This window comes from Mycobacteriales bacterium (assembly GCA_040902655.1).
Taxonomy (GTDB): domain Bacteria; phylum Actinomycetota; class Actinomycetes; order Mycobacteriales; family SCTD01; genus SCTD01.
This window is the reverse complement of sequence record JBBDWV010000051.1, coordinates 1-18,865: the sequence shown is the minus strand read 5'-3', so window position 1 is coordinate 18,865 and position 18,865 is coordinate 1. Positions and strand designations below refer to the sequence as shown.

The window sequence follows — 18,865 nt, the reverse complement described above, 5'->3', positions numbered from 1 at the left end:
CCCCCCCCCCGGCTCGGGGCCGATGCTGCCCGACGTCAGGGCCGCCCTTGCTGCCGTTCGCCCGTAGCAGCCGGAACAGCCCGCGGGCAGGCGTCGACGCGAAGACGAGCCGCAGCCACGTCCGCAGTCGCAACGGTCCCCTCAGGGGCGGCGTCGCAGCAGCCTCCAGCCCAGCTCGGTCGTCGCCGCGACGCCCAGCCCGAACACCAGATGGCCGACGAGGCCGCGGACGTGCGTCGCGAGCGGGTACGCCCGGTTCGGCGCACTGAACCCCATGGCCGGCGTCATCATCTCGTCGGCGATCAGCGACATGGCCGCTCCGGTCGCGAGGCCGGCCGGGACCGGCCCGAGCGAGGTCCGCCGGCGCAGCACGGCGTACAGCGGAGCCCACTGGATCGCCAGGCCGTAGTGGAACGCCAATGACAGGCGCTCGAGCTGCTCGTCGGACAGGTCCAGCCCGACCATGTCGGCGGCCTTGCGGGCGGCGAGCGCGTACGGCGGCCCGGGCCGAACCTCGTCCTCGCGCCGGCGGTCGGCCTCGCTCTCGAGCTCGTACAGCTTCATGCCTACCGGCTCCATCACCTTGGTGCCGACGTATCCGGCGACCGGAGCGAGTGCGAGATCGGTCAACAGCGTTGTGGCCATGGCTGTCCTCCACGTGATCGGAATACAGCAGGCGTGCCCTGGCCGCCCTGCAGTACACACATCCGCATGCCCGGATGTTAGGGTCTCTGCACACCGGACGAAGTGAGGTGCCATGAGCCAGGAGCGCCGTACCGGAACGCTGTTGCCGTCCGAGTCTGCGGGGCGTGCCGTGATCGCGAAGTTCTTCCGGGCGCTGGGTGATCCCTCGCGGCTGCGGCTGCTGGAGTTCGTCCTGCGCGGGGAGAAGACGGTCAGCGAGTGCGTGGAGCACATCGGGCTCGCGCAGAGCCGCGTCTCCTCCCACCTGGCCTGCCTGGCGGACTGCGGCTTCGTGCAGGTCCGCCGTGCGGGCCGTTTCAGCTACTACCGGGTCGTGGACCCGCGCGTGGCCGATCTCGTGCTGCTCGCCCGAGCCGTGTCTGCGGACAACGTCGCCGCGCTGAGCGAGTGCCTGCGCATCGACGGCGAGGAACAGTCGTGAGTGGACAGAGCAGCAAGCTCGTCGCCGGGTTCATCGTTCTGCACGTGCTCTGCTGCGGCCTGCCGCTGCTGATTGCCGCCGGCGCGTTCGCCAGCTTCGGCGCAGTGCTCGGCAACGGGACGTGGGTCACGGTGGGGATTGTCACGCTGGCAGCTGCGATCCTCGTGAGGTTCCGGCGGGCTCGGCGCAGCAACGGCGCCGCGTGCTGCGTTCCGGCGGCTCCTGCGAGGGGCCTCATCGAGAGCGGGCGTGTGCGGCCAGCGTCCTGGTGCTCCTGACGGTGTCGGCCGCCCTGGCCAGCGGCGCGATGGCCAGGACTGTCCGTCGGGCGTTGCCCTACGTCGGCCGCGTCTCCGGAGGGGTGCTCGTCCTGTCCGGGGCGTACCTGGTCGCCTACTGGACGCCGCAGCTGACCGGCAATCCCGAGCGCACCGCGCTCACTCGCGGCGGCGGCCTCATCGCCGGCAGCGTCACGGAGTGGCTGCAGCAGCGCACGTCGCTCGTCGCCGTGCTCGCGTCCGCCGTCGTGCTCAGTGTCGCTGCGCTGTCCCTGCTCGCCTCTCGCCGGAGCAGCCGCGCCGACCTGGCGGCGGCCGATGACTGCTGCTGAGCGGCTGCCAGCGTCATCGTCACCCGAGCAGCCAGTCGAGCTCCTCGACCACCGGCGGCGAGACGTCGGTGAGCTGGGGGTGGACAGATACCGCTCTTTTGAGTCGAGCAGCACCGCGAGCACGACCCGCTGCGGCTTCTGGTCTGCACTCAGGCGCAGCAGCTGGTGGGCATGTCGGAGCGGAACAGGCCGGCCGCGATACGCAGCGCCTCGGCCATCGTGAGGTAGGGCGCCCAGGTGTCGGCGAGGTCGTCGACGGTGAGACCGAACTTGATGGCATAGGTCGCGGCGAGCATCACGTCGCCGGCGCCGTCGAGGGCGGCGTGCACGCCGAGGACCTTGCGGCTGTCGGCGTCGATGACGAGCTTGAGCGCTCCGCGGGTGTCCCGGTTGGCCAACGCCCGCGGGATGTCCTGGGCGCCGAGCACCCGGCAGTCGCACGAGTGCCCGGCCGCCAGCGCCTGCTCCTCGGTGAGGCCGGCGGAGCCGAGCTGTGGCGTGGTGAACGTGACGCCGGGAAGCCCGCGGTAGTCGACGGTGGCCGGCTCGCCCAGCGCGCCGGCGGCGGCGACGTGCCCGGTCTGCGCGGCCACGTAGACGTACTGCGGCGCACCGCTGACGTCGCCGGCGGCGAAGATGCGTGGGTTGGTGGTGCGCTGATGGGCGTCGACGACGACGAACCCGCGCTCATCGGTCTTCACGCCCGCGGCGTCCAGTCCGAGATCGCCGGTGTCGGCGAACCGGCCGGTCGCGATCAGCAGCCGCTCGCCGCTGACCTCCGCCCTGCTGCCGGTGCGCACCAGCACGCCGCTCGGGGTGCTCTCGACGGCGACGGCGCGTTCCTCGACGAGGGCGATGCCGTCGTCGGTGAACACGCCGCGGAGCACGTCGGCGAGCTCCGGCTCGGTGTGCGGCGCGAACCGGCCGACGACCGTGACCGCCACGCCGAGGTGCGCCCACAGCTGCGCCTGCTCCAGCCCCACGTAGCCGCCGCCGAGCACGACCATCGAGCTGGGCAGCTCGGTCAGCTCCATCGCCGTGGTGGAAGTCAGGTGCTCCACGCCGCCCAGGCCGGGCAGGTCAGGGAGGTGCGGCACGGCGCCGGTCGCCACCACGTACGCCGGCGCGGTGATCCGCTCACCGTCGACGTCCAGGGTCTGCTCGTCGACGAACCGCGCATGGCCGTACCGGACAGGAAAGCCGTGTGCGTCGGCGACGTCGGCGTACTTGCCCTGTCGCAGCCGGTCGATGAGCTCCTGCTTCTGCGCCATCAGCGCCGGCAGGTCCACCCCGTCGGCGCTGGTCGTCACCATCGGAAACGCCGTGTTGACCGACGCGCGGTGCCGCTGGCCTGCGGCGGCGAGCAGGTTCTTGCTCGGCACGCAGCCGACGTTCAGGCAGGTCCCGCCCAGAACGTCGTGCTCGACGAGCAGGACGCTCTTTCCGCGGAATCGCGCCTCGATGCCGGCGGCGAACGCCGCACCGCCGGTGCCGAGCACGACCAGGTCGTAGTTCTCACTCATCGATACCTCTTTCTGGTCGGAGGGGTGTCACCTGTCCCGCCCCCGTTCCGTCCGCGCCTGGCTCCTGCACCGAACAACGTACTAGAAAACCGGATAAGCGGATACGGCGATGTGCTTTCGGTCGTCGCTGACGCGCCCGGCCGTCTACGCACGCACGCCCCTCGCCACGGAAACAACCGCGAGGCCGCGGTGGGCTCGCTCCGTACCGGGTGTCAGGACGGTCGCGTGTCGGGCGGCTGGTCGCCGTCTGGCCGGACGCGAGAAGCACCTGCACGCGCGGAGCGAAGTACCGCGACCCGGTCTCCCATGTGCAGGGTGATGTCGCGGCGCGGGTCAGCGAACAAGGCTCCCTCAGGGCGTAGGACCGACACCACGAGATCGTCAAGCTGCGACGCTTGCCGTCCGTCTTCCTCGGCAGTGATGAGCCGCTCGACCAGCTCGAGGCCATGATTCGGGTCGAGGAGCTGTTCGAGGACTGCGCCCTTGGCCGGGCTCGTGAGGTTGGCTGCCAGTCGGCGCCCGGCAGAGTCCGCGCTGACCATGACGCTGTTGGCGCCGCTGTCCCGCATGAGCTGGGCGTTCTCGTTCTTCTTCACGGCGCCGATGATCGTGGCCGTCGGGTTGAGCCTGCGTGCGGTCAGGGTCACGAGCACGGCGGTGGCATCGTGAGGCACGGCCACGATGGTCCGCTGAGCCTTGTCGATGACGGCGGCGCGCAGGATGTCGTCGCGCGTGCCGTCACCGACGATCGCCACCAGTCCCCGATCCCGGGCGTCCTCGATTCGCTCGAGATCGTCGGTGACGACGACCAGACTGGATCTGTCCTCTCCCTCGGCAAGGAGGTGGTCCGCGGCCGCCCGGCCCTTGGTGCCGAACCCGACGATCACCGTGTGTCCGCGGACCGTGCGCTGCCAGCGCGCGACGCGCAGACGGTCACGTCCGGTTCGGGCCAGAACCTCCACCGTCGTGCCGACGAGCACGACCACGAAGACCACGCGCAGCGGCGTGATCAGCAGGGTGTTCACCGTTCGGGCCCGGTAGGAGACCGGAGCGATGTCGCCGTACCCGGTCGTCGATGCGCTGACTGTCGCGTAGTACAGCGCGTCGAGCAGCGAGACGTCGTCGTCGATGTCGCTGTAGCCGTCGCGGTCCAGCCAGACCAGCAGGGTGATCAGCAGGAGAACTCCCGCGCCGATCGCGGCACGACGCAGGATCGCCCGGACGGGGTCCACGGATGCGGTCGGCAGACGCAGCTGCCCACCTCGGCTCGAGGAACTCAGATCCCGCACGTCCATGAGTGTTGGCGCCCAGCGACGCCGTGACGGTGCGCGCGGACGTCAAGATCTCGTCAAGATCTCGGGCCAGGCACGGCGAGGCGGACGAGCGTGGGCCTTCCCATCACGTCGTCGCGGTCGGCCCGCTCGGGCTCTGCCGTGGAGCCTTCGCGACGCGGTGCGACGCTGGGGAACATGCCCGCTCCTGACCGCAGCGTCCGCGGAGTCCTGCCGGCTCCGACAGCAGGGATCTCCCGGTGGCGTCAGGCTGCGGGTGCCGCTGTCGCACTGCTCGGCATCCCCACCATCATGCTTGCCCTGGCCGGACGGCGCGATGAGGTGCTGCTGAGCACACCGTTGCTGCTCGTGCTCAGCGTGGTCGTCGTCGCTGCCCTCATCGGCGGGATACGTCCCGCGCTGCCCGCGGCCGTCTTCGGCTTCCTGCTGCTCAACTTCGTCTTCACAGAGCCGTATGGCACCTTCGATGTCCACCGCCTCGACCAAGGGCTTGCGCTGGTGGTGTACATCGCGACGGCGGCGGCGGTGAGCGTCGTCGTCGACGTGGCCGCCCGCCGGCAGTCGGAGGCAGCCCGGGCGTCGGCGGAGGCTCTGGAGCTGTCGGCCCTCGCCGGTGCGCAGAGCGGGGCGCAGGACAGCCCGGCCGAGGTGCTACAGCGCATCTGTGACGTGTTCGGCCTCAGACATGCAGCAGTGGTCGAAGCCGTCTCGGTGGGCTGGCGCGTCCTGGAGCAGGCCGGTCAACCGGGCGGCGGACCCGAGATCGTGGTCCCGGTGTCGGACAATCGTGCGCTGCAGGTGACCGGGAGAGCATTGAATGCCCCCGATCAGCGCGTGCTGACCGCCTTTGCCCGCGCTGCCGTCCGTGCCACCGAGGGCCGGGTGCTTGCTGAGCAGGCTGCGGAGGCTCAGCGGCTGGTCAGCATCGACCAGCTCCGCACCGCGTTGCTGGCCGGCGTGGGCCATGACCTCCGCACACCGCTGGCCGGGATCAAGGCGGCCGTCAGCAGCCTGCGCGCGGAGGACGTGCACTGGACGGACGCCGAGCGCGCCGAGCTGCTTGCGGTCGTCGAGACGTCAGCAGACCGCCTCGGTGGGCTGGTGACGAACCTCCTGGCCGCCTCGCGGCTGGACGCAGGCGTGCTGAGCGTGGACCTCGCTTCGGTCGACGTCGAGGAGATCATCGGCCGTGGCCTCAGTGGGCTCGGCGACAACAAGCGCGTCGTTGTCGACCTGCCCGGGCACCTGCCGCTGGTTCAGGCCGATGTGGGGCTTGCAGAGCGAGTGATCGCGAACCTGGTGGACAACGCCCTCGAGCACAGCGGCAAGGGCACCAACGTGCTCATCGCCGCCGCTGAACGCAGCCGCGATGTCGTCATCTCCGTCATCGACACCGGACCGGGAATCACCACGGCACAGAGTCGCGACCTGTTCGCTCCTTTCCAGCGGCTCGGCGATCGCAAGCCCGGAGGTCTCGGCCTCGGACTCTCCGTCGCGCGCGGCTTCACTGAGGCGATGGGCGGCACTCTCGAGGCCGAGCGGACACAGGGCGGGGGACTGACGATGAACGTCCGACTGCCGAAGGTGGAGTGGTGAGCCGGATCCTCGTCGTCGACGACGACATCACCCTGCTGCGCACCCTCACGTTGAACCTCCAGGCCCGCCACCACGAGGTCGACGCCGTGTCCAGCGGTGCCGCCGCGCTGACGAGTGCTGCGACACGCCGGCCGGATCTGGCCATCGTCGACCTCGGCCTTCCTGACATGGACGGGCTGGAGGTGGTGGCCGGCCTTCGACGCGGGTCCCCGCTGCCGATCCTGGTCCTGTCGGCCCGGGGGGAGCAGAGCGACAAGATCGCCGCGCTCGACGCCGGCAGCGATGACCACATCTCCAAACCCTTCGGAATGGAGGAGCTCCTGGCCCGGGTGAGGGCGTCGCTTCGCCGCGGCGGCCCAGGCAGCGCTGGCTTTCCAGTGGTGGTCGCTGCGTCGTTCACTGCTGATCTGGCCGCTCGCACGGTCACCTCCGCCGCCGGCGGCCACGTGCACCTCACGCCGACCGAGTGGCACCTGCTCGAGGAGCTCACCCGCCGCCCCGGCCAGCTCGTCGGCCAGCTCGAGCTGTTACGCGCGGTGTGGGGCAGCGTGTACGGCCACGAGTCCCGGCACTACCTGCGCGTCTACATGGCCCAGCTGCGCCGCAAGCTCGAACCCGATCCTTCCAGTCCGCGCCACCTGATCACGGTGCCCGGCAGTGGATACCGCTTCGACCCCTGAGGAGCAGCCGAGCCGCATGCGTCCCTCGCGCCGGCCGCCGTTCTTGACGAGATCTTGACGGCATCTTGACGGCTCAGGAGCCTGTGACTCCCCGGACCACCCCGACACTCGATATGTGGCTGCAACCGCGTCGGGGGGAGCCGGGGGAGGCCAACCCGCCTGCAGTGCTCGGGAGCCGCGCCGGTGAGCCTGCCTGTCCCCGGCCGGCACCGACCTGCCGAGCGACTGCCCCATCCCGGGCGGATCATCGCGGTCGGCTTCGCCGCCGCCATCGGCGTGGGTACCACGCTGCTGTCGACGCCGCTGGCCACCGCCGGCGGGGGAAGGGCCAGCCTGGAGGACGCGTTGTTCACCACGACCTCGGCCGTGTGCGTGACGGGCCTGGTCACCGTCGACACCGGTACCTATTGGTCCGGGTTCGGCCAGGGCGTGATCCTGCTGCTCATCCAGCTGGGCGGGCTCGGGATCATGACGGTCGCCAGCCTGGTCGCGGTGATCTTCTCGCGTCGGCTGGGCTTTCGCACGCGTCTGATCGCGCAGGCCGAGACCAAGGCGCTCACCGCTGCGGACATCCGCCGGCTGATCGGCCGGATCGTTCTGTTCAGCCTCATCTGCGAAGCCGTGGCGGCGATGATCCTGACGCTGCGTTTCGCGACGACCTACGACGAGCGGCCGACGAGGGCGTTGTACAGCGGTGTGTTCCACGCCGTCTCGGCGTTCAACAACGCCGGCTTCGGCCTCTACGCCGACAGCCTCGTGCGCTACGCCACCGATCCCTGGGTGAGCCTGACCGTCGCCACGGCCGTCATCATCGGCGGGCTGGGCTTCCCCGTGGTGTTTGAGCTGCTGCGGTCCTGGCGCCGACCCAGGACCTGGTCCGTGCTCACGGGCGTCACCGTGACGGTCACCGGGGCACTGCTCGTCGTCAGCACGGTCGTGATCACCGCCACCGAGGCGACCAACCCGGACACACTCGGTCCGTTGGACGGCGGGCAGACGCTGCTCGCCGGCTTCTTCACCTCGGTCATGCCGCGCACCGCCGGGTTCAACAGCATCGACATTGCGGCGTTGCGGCCCGAGACTTTGCTGTTCACCGATGCGTTGATGTTCATCGGTGGGGGCAGTGCCAGCACCGCCGGTGGCATCAAGGTCACCACGTTCGGCCTGCTGGCCTACGTGCTCTGGGCGGAGATGCGCGGCCGGCCCGACGTCGAAGTCGGGCGACGCAAGGTCCCCTCGACCAACCAGCGGCAAGCCCTTGCCATCGCGTTGCTCGGCATCGGCCTCGTCGTCATCTCGACCTTCCTGCTCCTGGTCCTGACCGCACTGCCGCTCCATCAGGTGTTGTTCGAGGCGATCTCCGCGTTCGCCACCGTGGGGCTGTCCACCGGCATCACTGCGGACCTGCCGCTCCCAGCGCACCTGCTGATCATCGGGCTCATGTTCATCGGACGCATCGGCCCGCTCACCATCGCCTCTGCCCTTGCCCTGCGTGAGCGCGGGCGGCTGCGCCAGCTTCCTGAGGAAAGGACCATCGTTGGCTAGATACAACGAGCCCGTCGTCGTCATCGGCCTCGGCCGTTTCGGCAGCGCCCTCGCACTCGAGCTCGCCCGCCGCGGCACCGACGTGCTCGCCGTCGACAGCCGCAGCCAGGTCGTCCAGCGCCTGGCCGGTCAGCTCAGCCAGATCGTCGCGGCGGACGCCACTGACGTCGAGGCCCTGCAGGCGCTCGGTGTGCAGCACTTCACCCGGGCCGTCGTCGCGATCGGCACCGACCAGCAGTCCAGCATCCTGGCCACAGCCACCCTCGCCGACCTCGGTGTCGGCGCCATCTGGGCCAAGGCGCTCGACGCCCAGCACGCACGCATCCTCGAGCGCGTCGGCGCCCACCATGTCGTCCTGCCCGAGCACGACATGGGCGAGCGCGTGGCCCACCTGGTCTCCGGTCGCATGCTCGACTGGATCGAGATCGATGACGACTGGGTCCTTGCCAAGACCCAGCCGCCCAAGTACCTCGCCGGAGTGCCCCTCGGCGAGTCCAAGCTGCGCTCCAAGCACAAGGTGACCGTCGTCGCCGTCAAGCCGGAGAACGGCACATCGTTCACCCACGCCGGCACGGACACGGTCCTGCGCTACGGAGACCACATCCTCGTCGGCGGCCGACCGGAGGACGTCGAGAAGTTCGTCGACACCCTGTGAGAGCGGGCGACGGGCATCGAACCCTCATGCCAGTTCGGAAGCCACCGCCAGAGTCCGGCAGGCGTCCGCCGGCTGTGGACGCGCAGGTCAGCGGCCCTGATGGCAGGCCGCTCGCCGGCATGCCGTTCAACTCGGGCCACGGCGACGGGCTCATCCTGTGGGCAGTGTTCGAGCGTCCCGGTGACGACGACCTCTCGGCGCTGCTGCGGGAATCGGGTTCCGACCCGATCGACGGGGACGATCCGCAGCTGCGCGAGGCTAGGAGGATTCACCGCCTGCAGTGGTCAGACGAGGGCTGACTTCTCGGGTCGGCGACGCAGAGATGTATGCCTCCGTCGTCGGCCCGGCTGCAGAAGGGGTGCAGGCGCAAAACCATGAGTCGGCGCGAGCCGCCGTTTGGACGCCACCTCGCGTGGCGGCTCAGCGGGCGTCGCGGTGCGCGACTTGGCCCGCGAGGTCGTCCCGCGCGCGGGCGACGCGGCTGCGGATCGTCCCGACGGGCACTTCGCAGGCCTGCGCGGCGTCGGCGTAGGACAGGCCGAGCACCTGCGTGAGCACGAACGCAGCCCGGCGGTCCGGGTCGAGCCGTGAGAGCAGATCGGCGGCGGCGACATCGCCGGTCGCGTCGGGGACGGTTTCTGCCAGTCCGCCTTGCAGCCGGACGAGCAGCCGGCGGCGGCGGGTCCGCCGGCGGAGCGCGTCGGCACAGGCGCGGCGGGCGATCGACAGCAGCCACGGCCGGAACGGTGCCCGCGCCTCGTAGGACGGCAGCGCCCGTAGCGCCCGCACGTAGGTCTCCTGCGCGAGGTCGTCGGCGCTGGCGTCGTCGACGAGGTAGGCGCACAGGCGGCGGACGTCTCCCTGGGTGGCGCGCACGAGCGCGGTCACGGCGACGGGGTCGCCGTCGCGCGCCGCGTCTGCCCACCCTGCCAGCTCGTCCACACCGACATGTTCGCAGATCGTCGGGAACCGAGTCGCAGGCTCGAGCGACCTGCAGGACGTGCGATGCGAGGAAGTGAGGACCGGGCTGTCGGCCCGGCTCGACGGCGAGGACGCCGGCGTGCCCGAGCAGGTGCTTGACGGGCACCTGGAGAGCTGTGGGGCATGCCGGGCGTGGCTGGACGGTGCGGCGGCGGCGTCGCGGCGGCTGCGGGTGCGTGCGGCGGAGCCGCAGCGCGACCTTGTGCCAGCGGTCCTGGCTCGGCTGAGCGACCCGGCGATCCACGGCCGGCCGTCCCGGCCGCTCGCCCGGCTGGCACTTGTCGGTACCGCCGTACTGCAGCTCGTCCTGAGCCTGCCGGCGCTGCTGTACGGACAGGAGGCGCACGCCGGCCTGCACGTGGCCCGGGAGGTCGGCGCGACCGACGTGGCGCTGGCGATCGGGGTGCTCGCCGCCGCATGGCGCCCATGGCGGGCAGCCGGAATGCTGCCGGTCGTCGCGGCGCTGGCGGTCGGCCTGTCGGCGACGACCCTGATCGACGTGCTCGGCGGCAAGGTGCCGGCTGCGGCGGAGGTGCCGCACCTGCTCGCACTGGTCGAGGCTGCGTTGCTGTGGCGGCTGCGCCGCAGCGCCGCGCCGGTGTCGGACAGGACGACGCCGGAGCGCCGGCGGCTGCGCAGGGTGGCGTGAGGCGGCTCACGGCGGTCCTGTTCGCGCTGTTCGCGCTGGTCGCGCTGCTGCTGCCTGCTCAGCCGGCATTCGCGCACGCCGCGCTGCTGGAATCGACGCCGGTGGACGGGGTGCTGCTGCAGGTGGCGCCGGGCGCGGTCGTGCTGCGGTTCAGCGAGCGGGTCGGGACCTCGCTGGGCGCGGTGCGCGTCGTGGCGCCGGATGGCAACCGCGCCGACACCGGCCGGGTCGAGACACGCGCGGGCGGCAAGGAGGTTGTCGCGCCGCTGCGGGACGGCCTTGCGCCGGGGACGTACCTGCTGCTGTGGCGGGTGGTCAGCGAGGACAGCCACCCGGTGAGCGGCGCGTCGACGTTCAGCGTCGGCCGGGAGAGTGCGGTCGCCGCGGCCGTGCCCGAGCAGAACGCCGGAGGGACTGCCGGTGCGCTGCTCACCGTCAGCCGCGGCGTCCTGTATGCGGGCCTAGTGCTGCTTGTCGGCGGCGTCGCCTTCGTCATGGTCGTCTGGCGTGCCGGGCAGCAGGTGCGGGCGGTACGCCGGGTGCTGTGGAGCGGCTGGGGCCTGGCCGTGACCGGCAGCGCGGCCGGGCTGCTGCTCCAGGGCCCGTACGCCGCCGGCCTGCCGCTGTCCGACGCCCCGAGCCTGGTCGACGATGTGCTGGGCACCCGCTTCGGCATGGCGACCGGGACCCGGTTGGCGCTGCTGGCCTTGGCCGGAGTCCTGCTCGTGCGTCGGCTGTCGTGGTCGACGGCGTTGCCGGTCGGTGCTGGGCTGCTGGTCACGACGTCGCTGGTGGGACATGCCGGCGCGGGTCAGTACGTGCCGGTCGCGTTGCCGGCTGACGCGCTGCACCTGGGGGCCGTGTCGGCCTGGCTCGGCGGGCTCGCGCTGCTCGCGTTAGTAGTGCTGCGGCGCGGCGAGATCCTGGCCGAGGTGCTGCCCCGCTGGTCGCGGTGGGCCGCGGGCAGCGTCGTCGTGCTGGTCGCCACCGGGACGTTCGCGTCCTGGCGGGAGGTCCGCGAGCTCGGCGCGCTGACCGGCACGACGTACGGCCGGCTCCTGCTCGTCAAGACCGCGCTGGTCGCCGGCATGCTCGTCCTGGGCGCACTGGGGCGGGCATGGGTGCGCCGGCACTACGCCCTGCCGGTCGTGCACGCGAACGCTGACCTGCCCGAGCCGGTGCGCACGGTGCCGGATGCGAGGCGGCTGCGGCGCAGTGTGCTGCTGGAGGCCGGTACAGCGGTCGTCGTCCTGGCTGTCACCGCGGCGCTGGTCGAGACGACGCCGGCGCGATCGGCGTACGCGCCGCTGATCAGCGAGACCAAGGTGGTCGCAGGTGATCTGCGGGTGCAGGTCGACCTCGAACCGGCCCGTGCCGGTCTGAACCAGATGCACGTCTACTACACCGGCGCCGGCGGCAAGGCCGTCGACGTCGAGGAGGTGACCGCCCGGTTCACCCGGGTCGGCACCGACGAGGTCGTCCCGGTCGACGTGCCCCCGGACTCGCTCGGCCACTACGAGCAGCTCAAGGTCCCGCTGCCCGACCCGGGCCAGTGGCGCCTGCTCCTGACGACTCGCACCAGCGACGTCGACGCGCCCGCCACCAGCTTCACCTTCCGCATCCGCTGAGACCATCGAGGAGAACCCTGTGTCCGTCGCTCGCCCGCTCGTCCCCGTCGCCGGCGCCCTCGCGCTGCTGCTCGTCCCGCTCGCCGGCCCAGCTGCCGCTCATGTCACCGTGCAGGGCCCAGGGGCCACTCAGGGCGGGTTCACCAAGCTGACGTTCCGGGCGCCGACGGAGAAGGATGCCCCTACCACCAAGCTCGAGATCGCCTTCCCGGCGGAACACCCGATCGCCTCGGTGCGCGTCAAGCCGCAGCCGGGCTGGACGTACACGATGACCAAGGGTGCGCCGTCCGTGCCGCTCGAGCAGCACGGTGCGCCGGTCACCGAGGTGGTGCAGCGGATCACGTGGACGGTCGCCGCGGGGAACAAGGGCATCGGCCCGACGGAGTTCGGCGAGTTCGAGGTCTCTGCCGGGCGGCTGCCCGAGGTCGACCAGCTGGTCTTCAAGGCGCTGCAGACCTACGCCGACGGCGAGGTCGTCCGCTGGATCGAGGAGCCGGTCGAGGGCGGGGAGGAGCCGGAGAAGCCCGCGCCGGTGCTGGAGCTCGCGCCCGCGGAGGAGGACGGCGACTCGGGCGCGGCCGCCTCGACGGAGGACAGCGAGCTGACACCGGCCGCCGCCGTCAGCGACGCCGAAACCGACGACGTGCTGAGCGTGGTCGCGCTCGTGGTGGCTGGGCTGGCGTTCGCGACCGGTATCGCCGCGTTCCTTCGGACGCGCCGATCTCCGAACACCTAGTGCGGCCACGCCGATGCCCGCCAGGGGGCGGGCAGCGGCGAGATCAGCCCCCGCAGGTGCCGTCCCGCCAGGAGATCCGTATGTCCCGCACCGCTGTGTCGTTTCCGTCCGCTCTCGTCCTGGCCGTCGCGCTGGCCGCGTGCGCCGGTGACGGCACGAGCCCGCCCCAGACGGCGTTCACCACACCGTCCGTGCCCCGCAGCTCGGCCCCACCGCCCTCGGCACCACCGTCTCCGCCCGCGAGCCCGACGTCGTCTGCGCAGGTCATCGACGTGCAGTACGTCAGGGGGAAGATCACCGGCGTCGAGCAGCGGGTTCCGGTGAAGCTGGGAGAGCAGGTCGTCATCCGCGTCACCAGTGACGTTGCTGAGGAGATCCACGTCCACGGCTACGACCTGTACGTCGACCTCGCCCCCGGTCAGCCCGCCGAGATCGACTTCGTCGCCGACCTGCCCGGCGCGTACGAGGTGGAACTCCACGGCGCGGGCCGGCCGCTGTTCCAGCTGAGGGTCGCGTGATCGTCCTCGCGCACGGAGTCGGCAGCCGCGCCGACCTGCCGGTCCCGCTCGCCCTCGCGCTGTACGGCGCCGGGCTCGCGGTCGTCGTCAGCTTTCTCGGCCTGGTGCTGCTCTGGCGCCGGCCCAAGCTGCTCGGCGACGCGGCCGGGCGACCGCTTCCGGATCTCGTCCGGACCGTCGTCGACTCGCCGGTCACCAAGGCGGTCGCTCGGGCGGTCGCACTGGTGCTGACCCTTGTCGTGGTCGCCGTCTCTCTGGCCGGACCGCCGCGCCCGAACGACAACCTCGCGCCGTATGCGCTGTACGTCACCTTCTGGGTCGGGCTGATCCCAGCCAGCCTGCTGCTCGGGCCGGTATGGGGCTACGTCAACCCGCTGCGGACCCTGCACGCCGGGCTGGCGAGGATCGCAGGCCCGGCTCCGGCCGAGACGCGGCTGCCGGCGCTCGGCTACTGGCCTGCCGCCGTCTCCCTGCTGCTCTTCGTGTGGCTGGAGCTCGTGCTGCCGGGCCGCGCCGATCCGCGCACCGTCGGGATCTTCCTGGTCGTGTACGGCGTCGTGCACCTCATCGCCGGGCTGTGGTTCGGCTCGGGCTGGTACGCCCGCGGCGACGGCTTCGAGGTGTACAGCGCCTTGATCGGCCGCCTGTCACCATTCGGGCGGCGCGAGGACGGGTGCCTCGTCGCGCGCTCACCCCTGGACGGTGTCGACGGGCTGCGGCCCGAACGCGGACTGACCGCCGTCGTGCTCGTGCTCGTCGGCTCCACCGGCTACGACGGGCTGTCCCGCACCCAGTTGTGGCAGGAGGGTCCGGGCCGGGACGCCTACCTCAGCGCCGTCCCGGGCACCGTCGGCCTGCTGGCCATGATCGCCCTGGCCGCAGTGCTGTTCGTCGGCGCGACCATGCTCGGCGGGATGGTCACCGGCCAGCCGGCACACCGCGAACCCGCGCTGTTCGCCCATTCCGTGGTGCCGATCGCGGTCGGCTACGCCATCGCGCACTACTTCTCGCTGCTGCTGCTCGACGGCCAGGCGACGTGGATCCTGGCGAGCAACCCGTTCGGGCAGGAAGGCGTCGATCTGTTCGGGACGTACACGAACGCCATCGACTACACGGCGCTCAGCCCTGGGACGATCGCCATCGTCCAGGTCGGCGCGATCGTGCTCGCCCATGTGTTCGGGGTCGTTCTCGCACATGAGTGCGCCGTGCGCCGGTGGCGGCGCAACACCACGAGCGGCCAGCTGCCGCTGGTCACCGTGATGGTGGCCTTCACCATCGGCGGTCTCAGCCTGCTGCTTTCCTCCTGATCGTGGCGCCAGCCGGGCTGACCCTGGCCGGGTCGTGTCTGCCGCCGGCGAGTTCGGGCGAGCGGCAGCTGCTGGCCGAGCTGCTGCAGCTGCGGACGGCGCTCGGGCCGTACGCCGTGGATCTCAACCAGTCGGTGACGGTGTTGCACCAGGGCCAGGGCGCGCCGGTCTGGGCGTGGATTCCGCAGCACCTGGGTCAAGGCGCGCGAGCGCGCCGGACTGCCGACGTCGGCACAACCACGACCTGCGGCACACCGGCAACACCCTGGCCGCAGCGACCGGCGCCAGCACCAAGGAGCTCAAGGCGGGGACGGGACACGCCGCGATGCGCGCGGCCTTGATCCACCAGCACACCTCGGTCGACCGGGACGCCGCCATCGCGGCGGCACTTTCGCGGCGGCGGCGGGGGAGACGGCGGCCGGAACGACCGGGCACGGCCGTTCGCCGTTGCGTGCCGAAGGGAGGGGCACCCCCGCGAGGTGCCACACATGACTTCCCTGGTACTGATCCCGCCCCACGCAGCGAACACGCTCGCCGGCTGAAACGGCGAGAGCCCGGCGCGAACCGGCGAACACGAGGAGCAACTCAGATGCAACTCGGGCCGCGACGAGCGTCGGGAACGGGAAGTTGCGGCTGGATCACCGCTGGCTCCCTGTCGTGGCGCGGCGCTACCTTGCGTACATGCCTTCCGACCGCGCAGACGGCGTCGAGCTGCTGCTCGGCGTCGACGGCGCGCTCGGGCAGATGGACTTCCCCAGCGTTGTGCAGGCGCTGCAGCGCGGCTATGAGTTGCTGGACCGCACCGCGCACCGTGTGCTCGGTGATCGCGCCGACGGACTGCGCTGGCACCTGACCGGCCTGCGTAAGAGCAGCGCCCTGACGATGCTGGAGGCATCTCCGACCGAGGATGTGACCCTCGCCGAGCTTCGGGAGATCGTCGACACTTACGCCCTCGACCTCGAAGATCCGGCTGCCCGACTGCCCGAGGAAGACATCCCGATCCTGCGGGAACTGCTGGCCGGGCTGGACCGAACCGGCTCCGGCTCCTTGTTCACGCAGCGCCGGGAGGGTGGCGGGCGAGTGATCGTCGCGCCAGCGCTTGTCCTGCCGCTGCTGGAGACGCCCGTCGACCGGCCACAGTTCAAAGTCATTGGCAGCGTCAGCGGGACGCTGGAGAGCCTGACGGTGCACGCGAAGCGCGAGGCGTCCCTTTACAACGATTTCGACAGGCGCCGCGTCGTCGTCTCCTTCGCCGAGGTGGACTACCCGCGGGTGCACGCCGCTCTGCGCAAGCGAGTGGAGGTTCACGGCGTGCTTCAGGAGGACAGCGCCGGCCGGCCGCTGCGGATCCGGCTGCAGGACATGGAGGTGCTACCCCAGGACGACGACCTGCCGACGCTCAGCAGCCTCGTGGGTTCCATGCCGAAGCTGACCGGCGGGCTTGACCCAGCTGAGTACCTCGAGCGCAACCGCGGGGAGATGGGTCTTGGTTGACCCGTTCCGGCGTCCGTACCTCGACGCACAGTCCTGGATCACTGCCCTGTCGGGGAAGGTCCCTACGCGGCCGATCTTGCTGAGTGGCTCGCCGCCGCCGATCGCGGCGAGCTGCAGATCGTCACGAGTGTCCTGATGCCGGTCGAGGTTCTCGGCGGCCGGCACGACGCCAGGACCCAGGAGAGTGCGGAGCGGGCCGAGCAGGCCATGCGTCGCAGCAGTGTCCAGCAGGTCAACGTCACCCGAATCATCGTCGCCGACGCCCGCCGTCTCAGGATCGACCACGGGCTCAAGACAATTGATGCGATACACGTCGCAACGTCCGCTGTCGGACGCGCCGACGTGCTGCTCACAAACGACGACAAGGTCCAGGGGCTCGGCGAGTCCATCGCGCTCGAGACGGTCGAACACGTCGAGGATGGTGCCGGGTGGATTGCGCCAGGCGTCGGCGATGCGCTGGACTGCTCCGTAGACCGCCTGCCGGTCGAGGTCGATCTGGTCGAGCACGAACTCGTCCGGATGCTTGGCTTCGACGTTCCAGCCGTCGAGACGGTGTGCGGGGAAGTCCTCGAGGTTGGTCGTGACGATGACCTGTGCGCGTGACTTGATCGCGGCGGCGAGTACGTGCCGATCCTTCGGGTCGGGCAGCTGGATGGCGTCGACGAGCGGCTGGTAGTCGACGACGAGGCAGTCCCGGACGGCTCGCACCATCAGCTCGCGGGTGCGGTCCAAGGCCGCCGGGTTCAGGTCTGGCCGGTTGCCGCGGAGGTTGTCGAAGACTTCGTCGAGGATCTCGTCGGTCCACTTCGCGCCGACGAGCCCGGCCTGCGCGATCCGGATGAGCAGGTCGCGCAGCGTGCTCGGGTACAGCACGTTGGCGTCGTAGACGACGATGAAGGACACGGTCAGACGAGTCCGAGCTCCTGCGTGAGAGCAGACAGTTCATCGGCAGCGTCGCGCCGTCGCTGGTCGTCCTTGCGCAGGTAGTCCATCAGAGATGCCGCCTTCACCCGCCGGTGCTTGCCGACCTTGCGGAAGTCGATCTGGCCGGCATCGAGCAGACCGATGAGGAACGGACGCGACACGTTGAGCAGGTTCGCGGCCTGCTGAGTGGTCAACTCGGCATGCGCCGGCACGACCGAGACGCCCTGGCCGGCGGCCATGTGCGCGAGGATCCGTGCCAGCAGCTCGACCGCTCCCCGGGGCACGGTGAGTGCCTCATTGCCGTGCTCGTCGTCTACGACGAGTCGGACGGCCTCATGGCCGTGGTGCCGGCTGAGGTAGTCCTTGACGTGGGGTAGCGCTGACGTGCGCGTGTACAAGGCCGAGGTCGTGACGCTCTGCGGCTCCGTCCGCTTCGCCGCCGAGCACCTCGCAGCGCATCGACGGCTCTCGCTGGAAGGCCGCGTGGTGCTGCTGCCAGCGCTACCGGTGCCGGACGATGGCTTGTTGACCGCCGATGTCGAGATGCTGGCGGTTCTCCACTGCCGGAAGATCGACGTGTCTGACCGCGTCCACATCGTGAATCCCGGCGGCTACGTCGGCCCGTCCACCGCCTCGGAGATCGCGTATGCCGAGGCAACCGGCAAGCAGGTCACATACGAGCACGGCGCGACGTAGGTGCCGATCTGCCTCCCTCAGGCGGCTGTGCCGCCGGTCCCAGAGGCCGACCCGTGAACATCCATTTCCGACGCGAGCAGCGACGCTTGTGTAGCGAGACGTAGAGGTCGCTGCCGACGGTGTGGATCAGCCGACGTGCAGGTACTGGCGGACGGCGGCGCGGATGACCTCCGAAACACTCGTGCCCTCTTCGGCGGCCCGCAGGAGCAGGTCGCGCTTGAGTTCGGGGTCAAGGCGGACCGATTCCACCGTGGCAATGCCCGAGCCCATCGTCGGCCGGCCCGGCTGGCGGCGGCGAAGGAGCTCCTCGACGTCGTACCCGTGCTCGGCCTCGTCCGCCATCGCCTCCACTGCCTCGTCGGTGATGAACGTGCCGTCGGCCTTCGTGCCGTGGTTCATGGTCACTCTCACCGTCCTGTCGACAACAGTCGCCGGTACTTGGCTCGCATGGGCATCGCATGGATGACAGCCGGTCCCTGGGGCCGGTCGAGGACGACCATCTCCAGGAGGTTGCCGGTCCGATCGGGGCCCAGCACCAGGTACCGGGTCGGGTCCTCGCCGATCTCCTCGACGAGCAGCGCATTCCTCAAGCCGTGCTGAATGTCCTCGTCCTCGATGCGGTGGCGTCGCGCCGAGCTGAGCACGTCCACGAGAGGAATCGTACTACGAAATCAGTGGTCTCCCGCACGCGCTGGGGGTGTGGACACAGAACGGGCACAGGCTGCCCGGATCGAACCCCCGACACCGCCCGACCCGCGCTGACATCCCCACGACGGGCTCACAGGGCCTCGAACGCGGCTGGCACCGCCAAACCTTGCAGATCGCGAGCCTTCGCCGTGGGTTAGCCGGACAATACCGATAACTTAGAACTACAGTGTGGTATTCTTCGCGGCATGCCACGGGCT

Annotated in this window: 21 protein-coding genes; 13 read left to right on the top strand and 8 right to left on the bottom strand. The window is 70.7% G+C overall.

The features are described from left to right. Nucleotides 1-141 precede the first annotated feature (141 nt). Nucleotides 142-645, bottom strand: a complete 504-nt coding sequence (locus tag WD794_14245) for a DUF1440 domain-containing protein (protein MEX2291469.1) — start codon at nt 643-645, stop codon at nt 142-144. Between the two features lie 112 nt (nt 646-757). Here WD794_14245 and WD794_14240 point away from each other — a divergent pair, with 112 nt between their 5' ends. Both WD794_14240 and WD794_14235 read left to right on the top strand, forming a co-directional pair. Further along, nucleotides 758-1,126, top strand: a complete 369-nt coding sequence (locus WD794_14240) for a metalloregulator ArsR/SmtB family transcription factor (GenBank protein ID MEX2291468.1) — start codon at nt 758-760, stop codon at nt 1,124-1,126. Nucleotides 1,127-1,394: 268 nt separating this feature from the next. Continuing rightward, entirely contained in the window at nt 1,395-1,736 is a 342-nt protein-coding gene (locus WD794_14235; GenBank protein ID MEX2291467.1) for a hypothetical protein, read from the top strand. A 149-nt stretch (nt 1,737-1,885) separates the two neighbouring features. On the opposite strand, the gene merA is transcribed toward WD794_14235, so the two are convergent. Continuing rightward, nucleotides 1,886-3,259, bottom strand: coding sequence for a mercury(II) reductase (gene merA, locus WD794_14230; GenBank protein ID MEX2291466.1), 1,374 nt, complete (start codon nt 3,257-3,259; stop codon nt 1,886-1,888). 212 nt (nt 3,260-3,471) lie between these two features. Next, complete coding sequence (locus tag WD794_14225) at nt 3,472-4,491, bottom strand: potassium channel family protein (protein MEX2291465.1); 1,020 nt, start codon at nt 4,489-4,491, stop codon at nt 3,472-3,474. A gap of 237 nt (nt 4,492-4,728) precedes the next feature. Between WD794_14225 and WD794_14220 the strand changes: the two genes are divergently transcribed. The 5 genes from WD794_14220 (at nt 4,729) to WD794_14200 (ending at nt 9,326) form a co-directional block, all read left to right on the top strand. Next, a complete protein-coding gene (locus tag WD794_14220; GenBank protein MEX2291464.1) occupies nt 4,729-6,147 on the top strand; it encodes an ATP-binding protein in 1,419 nt (472 codons plus the stop codon). Further along, nucleotides 6,144-6,827, top strand: coding sequence for a response regulator (locus WD794_14215; GenBank protein ID MEX2291463.1), 684 nt, complete (start codon nt 6,144-6,146; stop codon nt 6,825-6,827). The genes WD794_14220 and WD794_14215 overlap by 4 nt, the downstream gene beginning before the upstream one ends. A 183-nt stretch (nt 6,828-7,010) precedes the next feature. Further along, nucleotides 7,011-8,372, top strand: coding sequence for a potassium transporter TrkG (locus tag WD794_14210; GenBank protein ID MEX2291462.1), 1,362 nt, complete (start codon nt 7,011-7,013; stop codon nt 8,370-8,372). Next, nucleotides 8,365-9,027 carry a TrkA family potassium uptake protein gene (locus WD794_14205; GenBank protein MEX2291461.1) on the top strand — a complete coding sequence of 221 codons (663 nt, stop codon included), beginning with the start codon at nt 8,365-8,367 and terminating at the stop codon, nt 9,025-9,027. Before WD794_14210 ends, WD794_14205 begins: the two co-directional genes overlap by 8 nt. Before the next feature lie 74 nt (nt 9,028-9,101). Beyond that, complete coding sequence (locus tag WD794_14200; protein ID MEX2291460.1) at nt 9,102-9,326, top strand: hypothetical protein; 225 nt, start codon at nt 9,102-9,104, stop codon at nt 9,324-9,326. A gap of 121 nt (nt 9,327-9,447) precedes the next feature. Here WD794_14200 and WD794_14195 read toward each other — a convergent pair whose 3' ends face one another. Next, nucleotides 9,448-9,969: a sigma-70 family RNA polymerase sigma factor gene (locus WD794_14195; protein ID MEX2291459.1), complete on the bottom strand. Its 522-nt coding sequence runs from the start codon at nt 9,967-9,969 to the stop codon at nt 9,448-9,450. A gap of 73 nt (nt 9,970-10,042) precedes the next feature. Between WD794_14195 and WD794_14190 the strand changes: the two genes are divergently transcribed. The 5 genes from WD794_14190 (at nt 10,043) to WD794_14170 (ending at nt 14,846) form a co-directional block, all read left to right on the top strand. Continuing rightward, entirely contained in the window at nt 10,043-10,657 is a 615-nt protein-coding gene (locus WD794_14190) for a hypothetical protein (protein MEX2291458.1), read from the top strand. After that, the gene (locus WD794_14185) at nt 10,654-12,285 is read left to right on the top strand and encodes a copper resistance protein CopC (protein ID MEX2291457.1); all 1,632 of its coding nucleotides are present in this window, start codon (nt 10,654-10,656) and stop codon (nt 12,283-12,285) included. Before WD794_14190 ends, WD794_14185 begins: the two co-directional genes overlap by 4 nt. Nucleotides 12,286-12,304: 19 nt before the next feature. Then, on the top strand, nt 12,305-13,021 hold the full coding sequence (locus tag WD794_14180) for a YcnI family protein (protein ID MEX2291456.1): 717 nt from the start codon (nt 12,305-12,307) through the stop codon (nt 13,019-13,021). A gap of 80 nt (nt 13,022-13,101) precedes the next feature. Continuing rightward, nucleotides 13,102-13,539 carry a hypothetical protein gene (locus tag WD794_14175; GenBank protein MEX2291455.1) on the top strand — a complete coding sequence of 146 codons (438 nt, stop codon included), beginning with the start codon at nt 13,102-13,104 and terminating at the stop codon, nt 13,537-13,539. Further along, on the top strand, nt 13,536-14,846 hold the full coding sequence (locus WD794_14170; GenBank protein ID MEX2291454.1) for a hypothetical protein: 1,311 nt from the start codon (nt 13,536-13,538) through the stop codon (nt 14,844-14,846). The genes WD794_14175 and WD794_14170 overlap by 4 nt, the downstream gene beginning before the upstream one ends. A gap of 1,371 nt (nt 14,847-16,217) precedes the next feature. Here the strand turns inward: WD794_14170 and WD794_14165 are convergent. Together WD794_14165 and WD794_14160 are read right to left on the bottom strand one after the other, a co-directional pair. Continuing rightward, on the bottom strand, nt 16,218-17,243 hold the full coding sequence (locus WD794_14165; protein ID MEX2291453.1) for a PIN domain-containing protein: 1,026 nt from the start codon (nt 17,241-17,243) through the stop codon (nt 16,218-16,220). Nucleotides 17,244-17,245: 2 nt separating this feature from the next. Then, nucleotides 17,246-17,503, bottom strand: a complete 258-nt coding sequence (locus tag WD794_14160) for a helix-turn-helix domain-containing protein (protein MEX2291452.1) — start codon at nt 17,501-17,503, stop codon at nt 17,246-17,248. Nucleotides 17,504-17,654: 151 nt separating this feature from the next. On the opposite strand from WD794_14160, the gene WD794_14155 reads away from it, so the two are divergent. Then, a complete protein-coding gene (locus tag WD794_14155; GenBank protein ID MEX2291451.1) occupies nt 17,655-17,960 on the top strand; it encodes a hypothetical protein in 306 nt (101 codons plus the stop codon). Between the two features lie 126 nt (nt 17,961-18,086). On the opposite strand, the gene WD794_14150 is transcribed toward WD794_14155, so the two are convergent. Together WD794_14150 and WD794_14145 are read right to left on the bottom strand one after the other, a co-directional pair. Then, nucleotides 18,087-18,359 carry a ribbon-helix-helix domain-containing protein gene (locus WD794_14150; GenBank protein MEX2291450.1) on the bottom strand — a complete coding sequence of 91 codons (273 nt, stop codon included), beginning with the start codon at nt 18,357-18,359 and terminating at the stop codon, nt 18,087-18,089. 8 nt (nt 18,360-18,367) lie between these two features. Then, nucleotides 18,368-18,610: a hypothetical protein gene (locus WD794_14145; protein MEX2291449.1), complete on the bottom strand. Its 243-nt coding sequence runs from the start codon at nt 18,608-18,610 to the stop codon at nt 18,368-18,370. Nucleotides 18,611-18,865 lie beyond the last annotated feature (255 nt).

Excerpts from the sequence above, each read along its gene's own strand:
- WD794_14220 (MEX2291464.1), top strand. The coding sequence starts at position 4,729 with ATGCCCGCTCCTGACCGCAGCGTCCGCGGAGTCCTGCCGGCTCCGACA.
- WD794_14175 (MEX2291455.1), top strand. The coding sequence starts at position 13,102 with ATGTCCCGCACCGCTGTGTCGTTTCCGTCCGCTCTCGTCCTGGCCGTC.
- WD794_14150 (MEX2291450.1), bottom strand. The coding sequence starts at position 18,359 with ATGAACCACGGCACGAAGGCCGACGGCACGTTCATCACCGACGAGGCA.
- merA (MEX2291466.1), bottom strand. The coding sequence starts at position 3,259 with ATGAGTGAGAACTACGACCTGGTCGTGCTCGGCACCGGCGGTGCGGCG.
- WD794_14240 (MEX2291468.1), top strand. The coding sequence starts at position 758 with ATGAGCCAGGAGCGCCGTACCGGAACGCTGTTGCCGTCCGAGTCTGCG.
- WD794_14245 (MEX2291469.1), bottom strand. The coding sequence starts at position 645 with ATGGCCACAACGCTGTTGACCGATCTCGCACTCGCTCCGGTCGCCGGA.
- WD794_14160 (MEX2291452.1), bottom strand. The coding sequence starts at position 17,503 with ATGGCCGCCGGCCAGGGCGTCTCGGTCGTGCCGGCGCATGCCGAGTTG.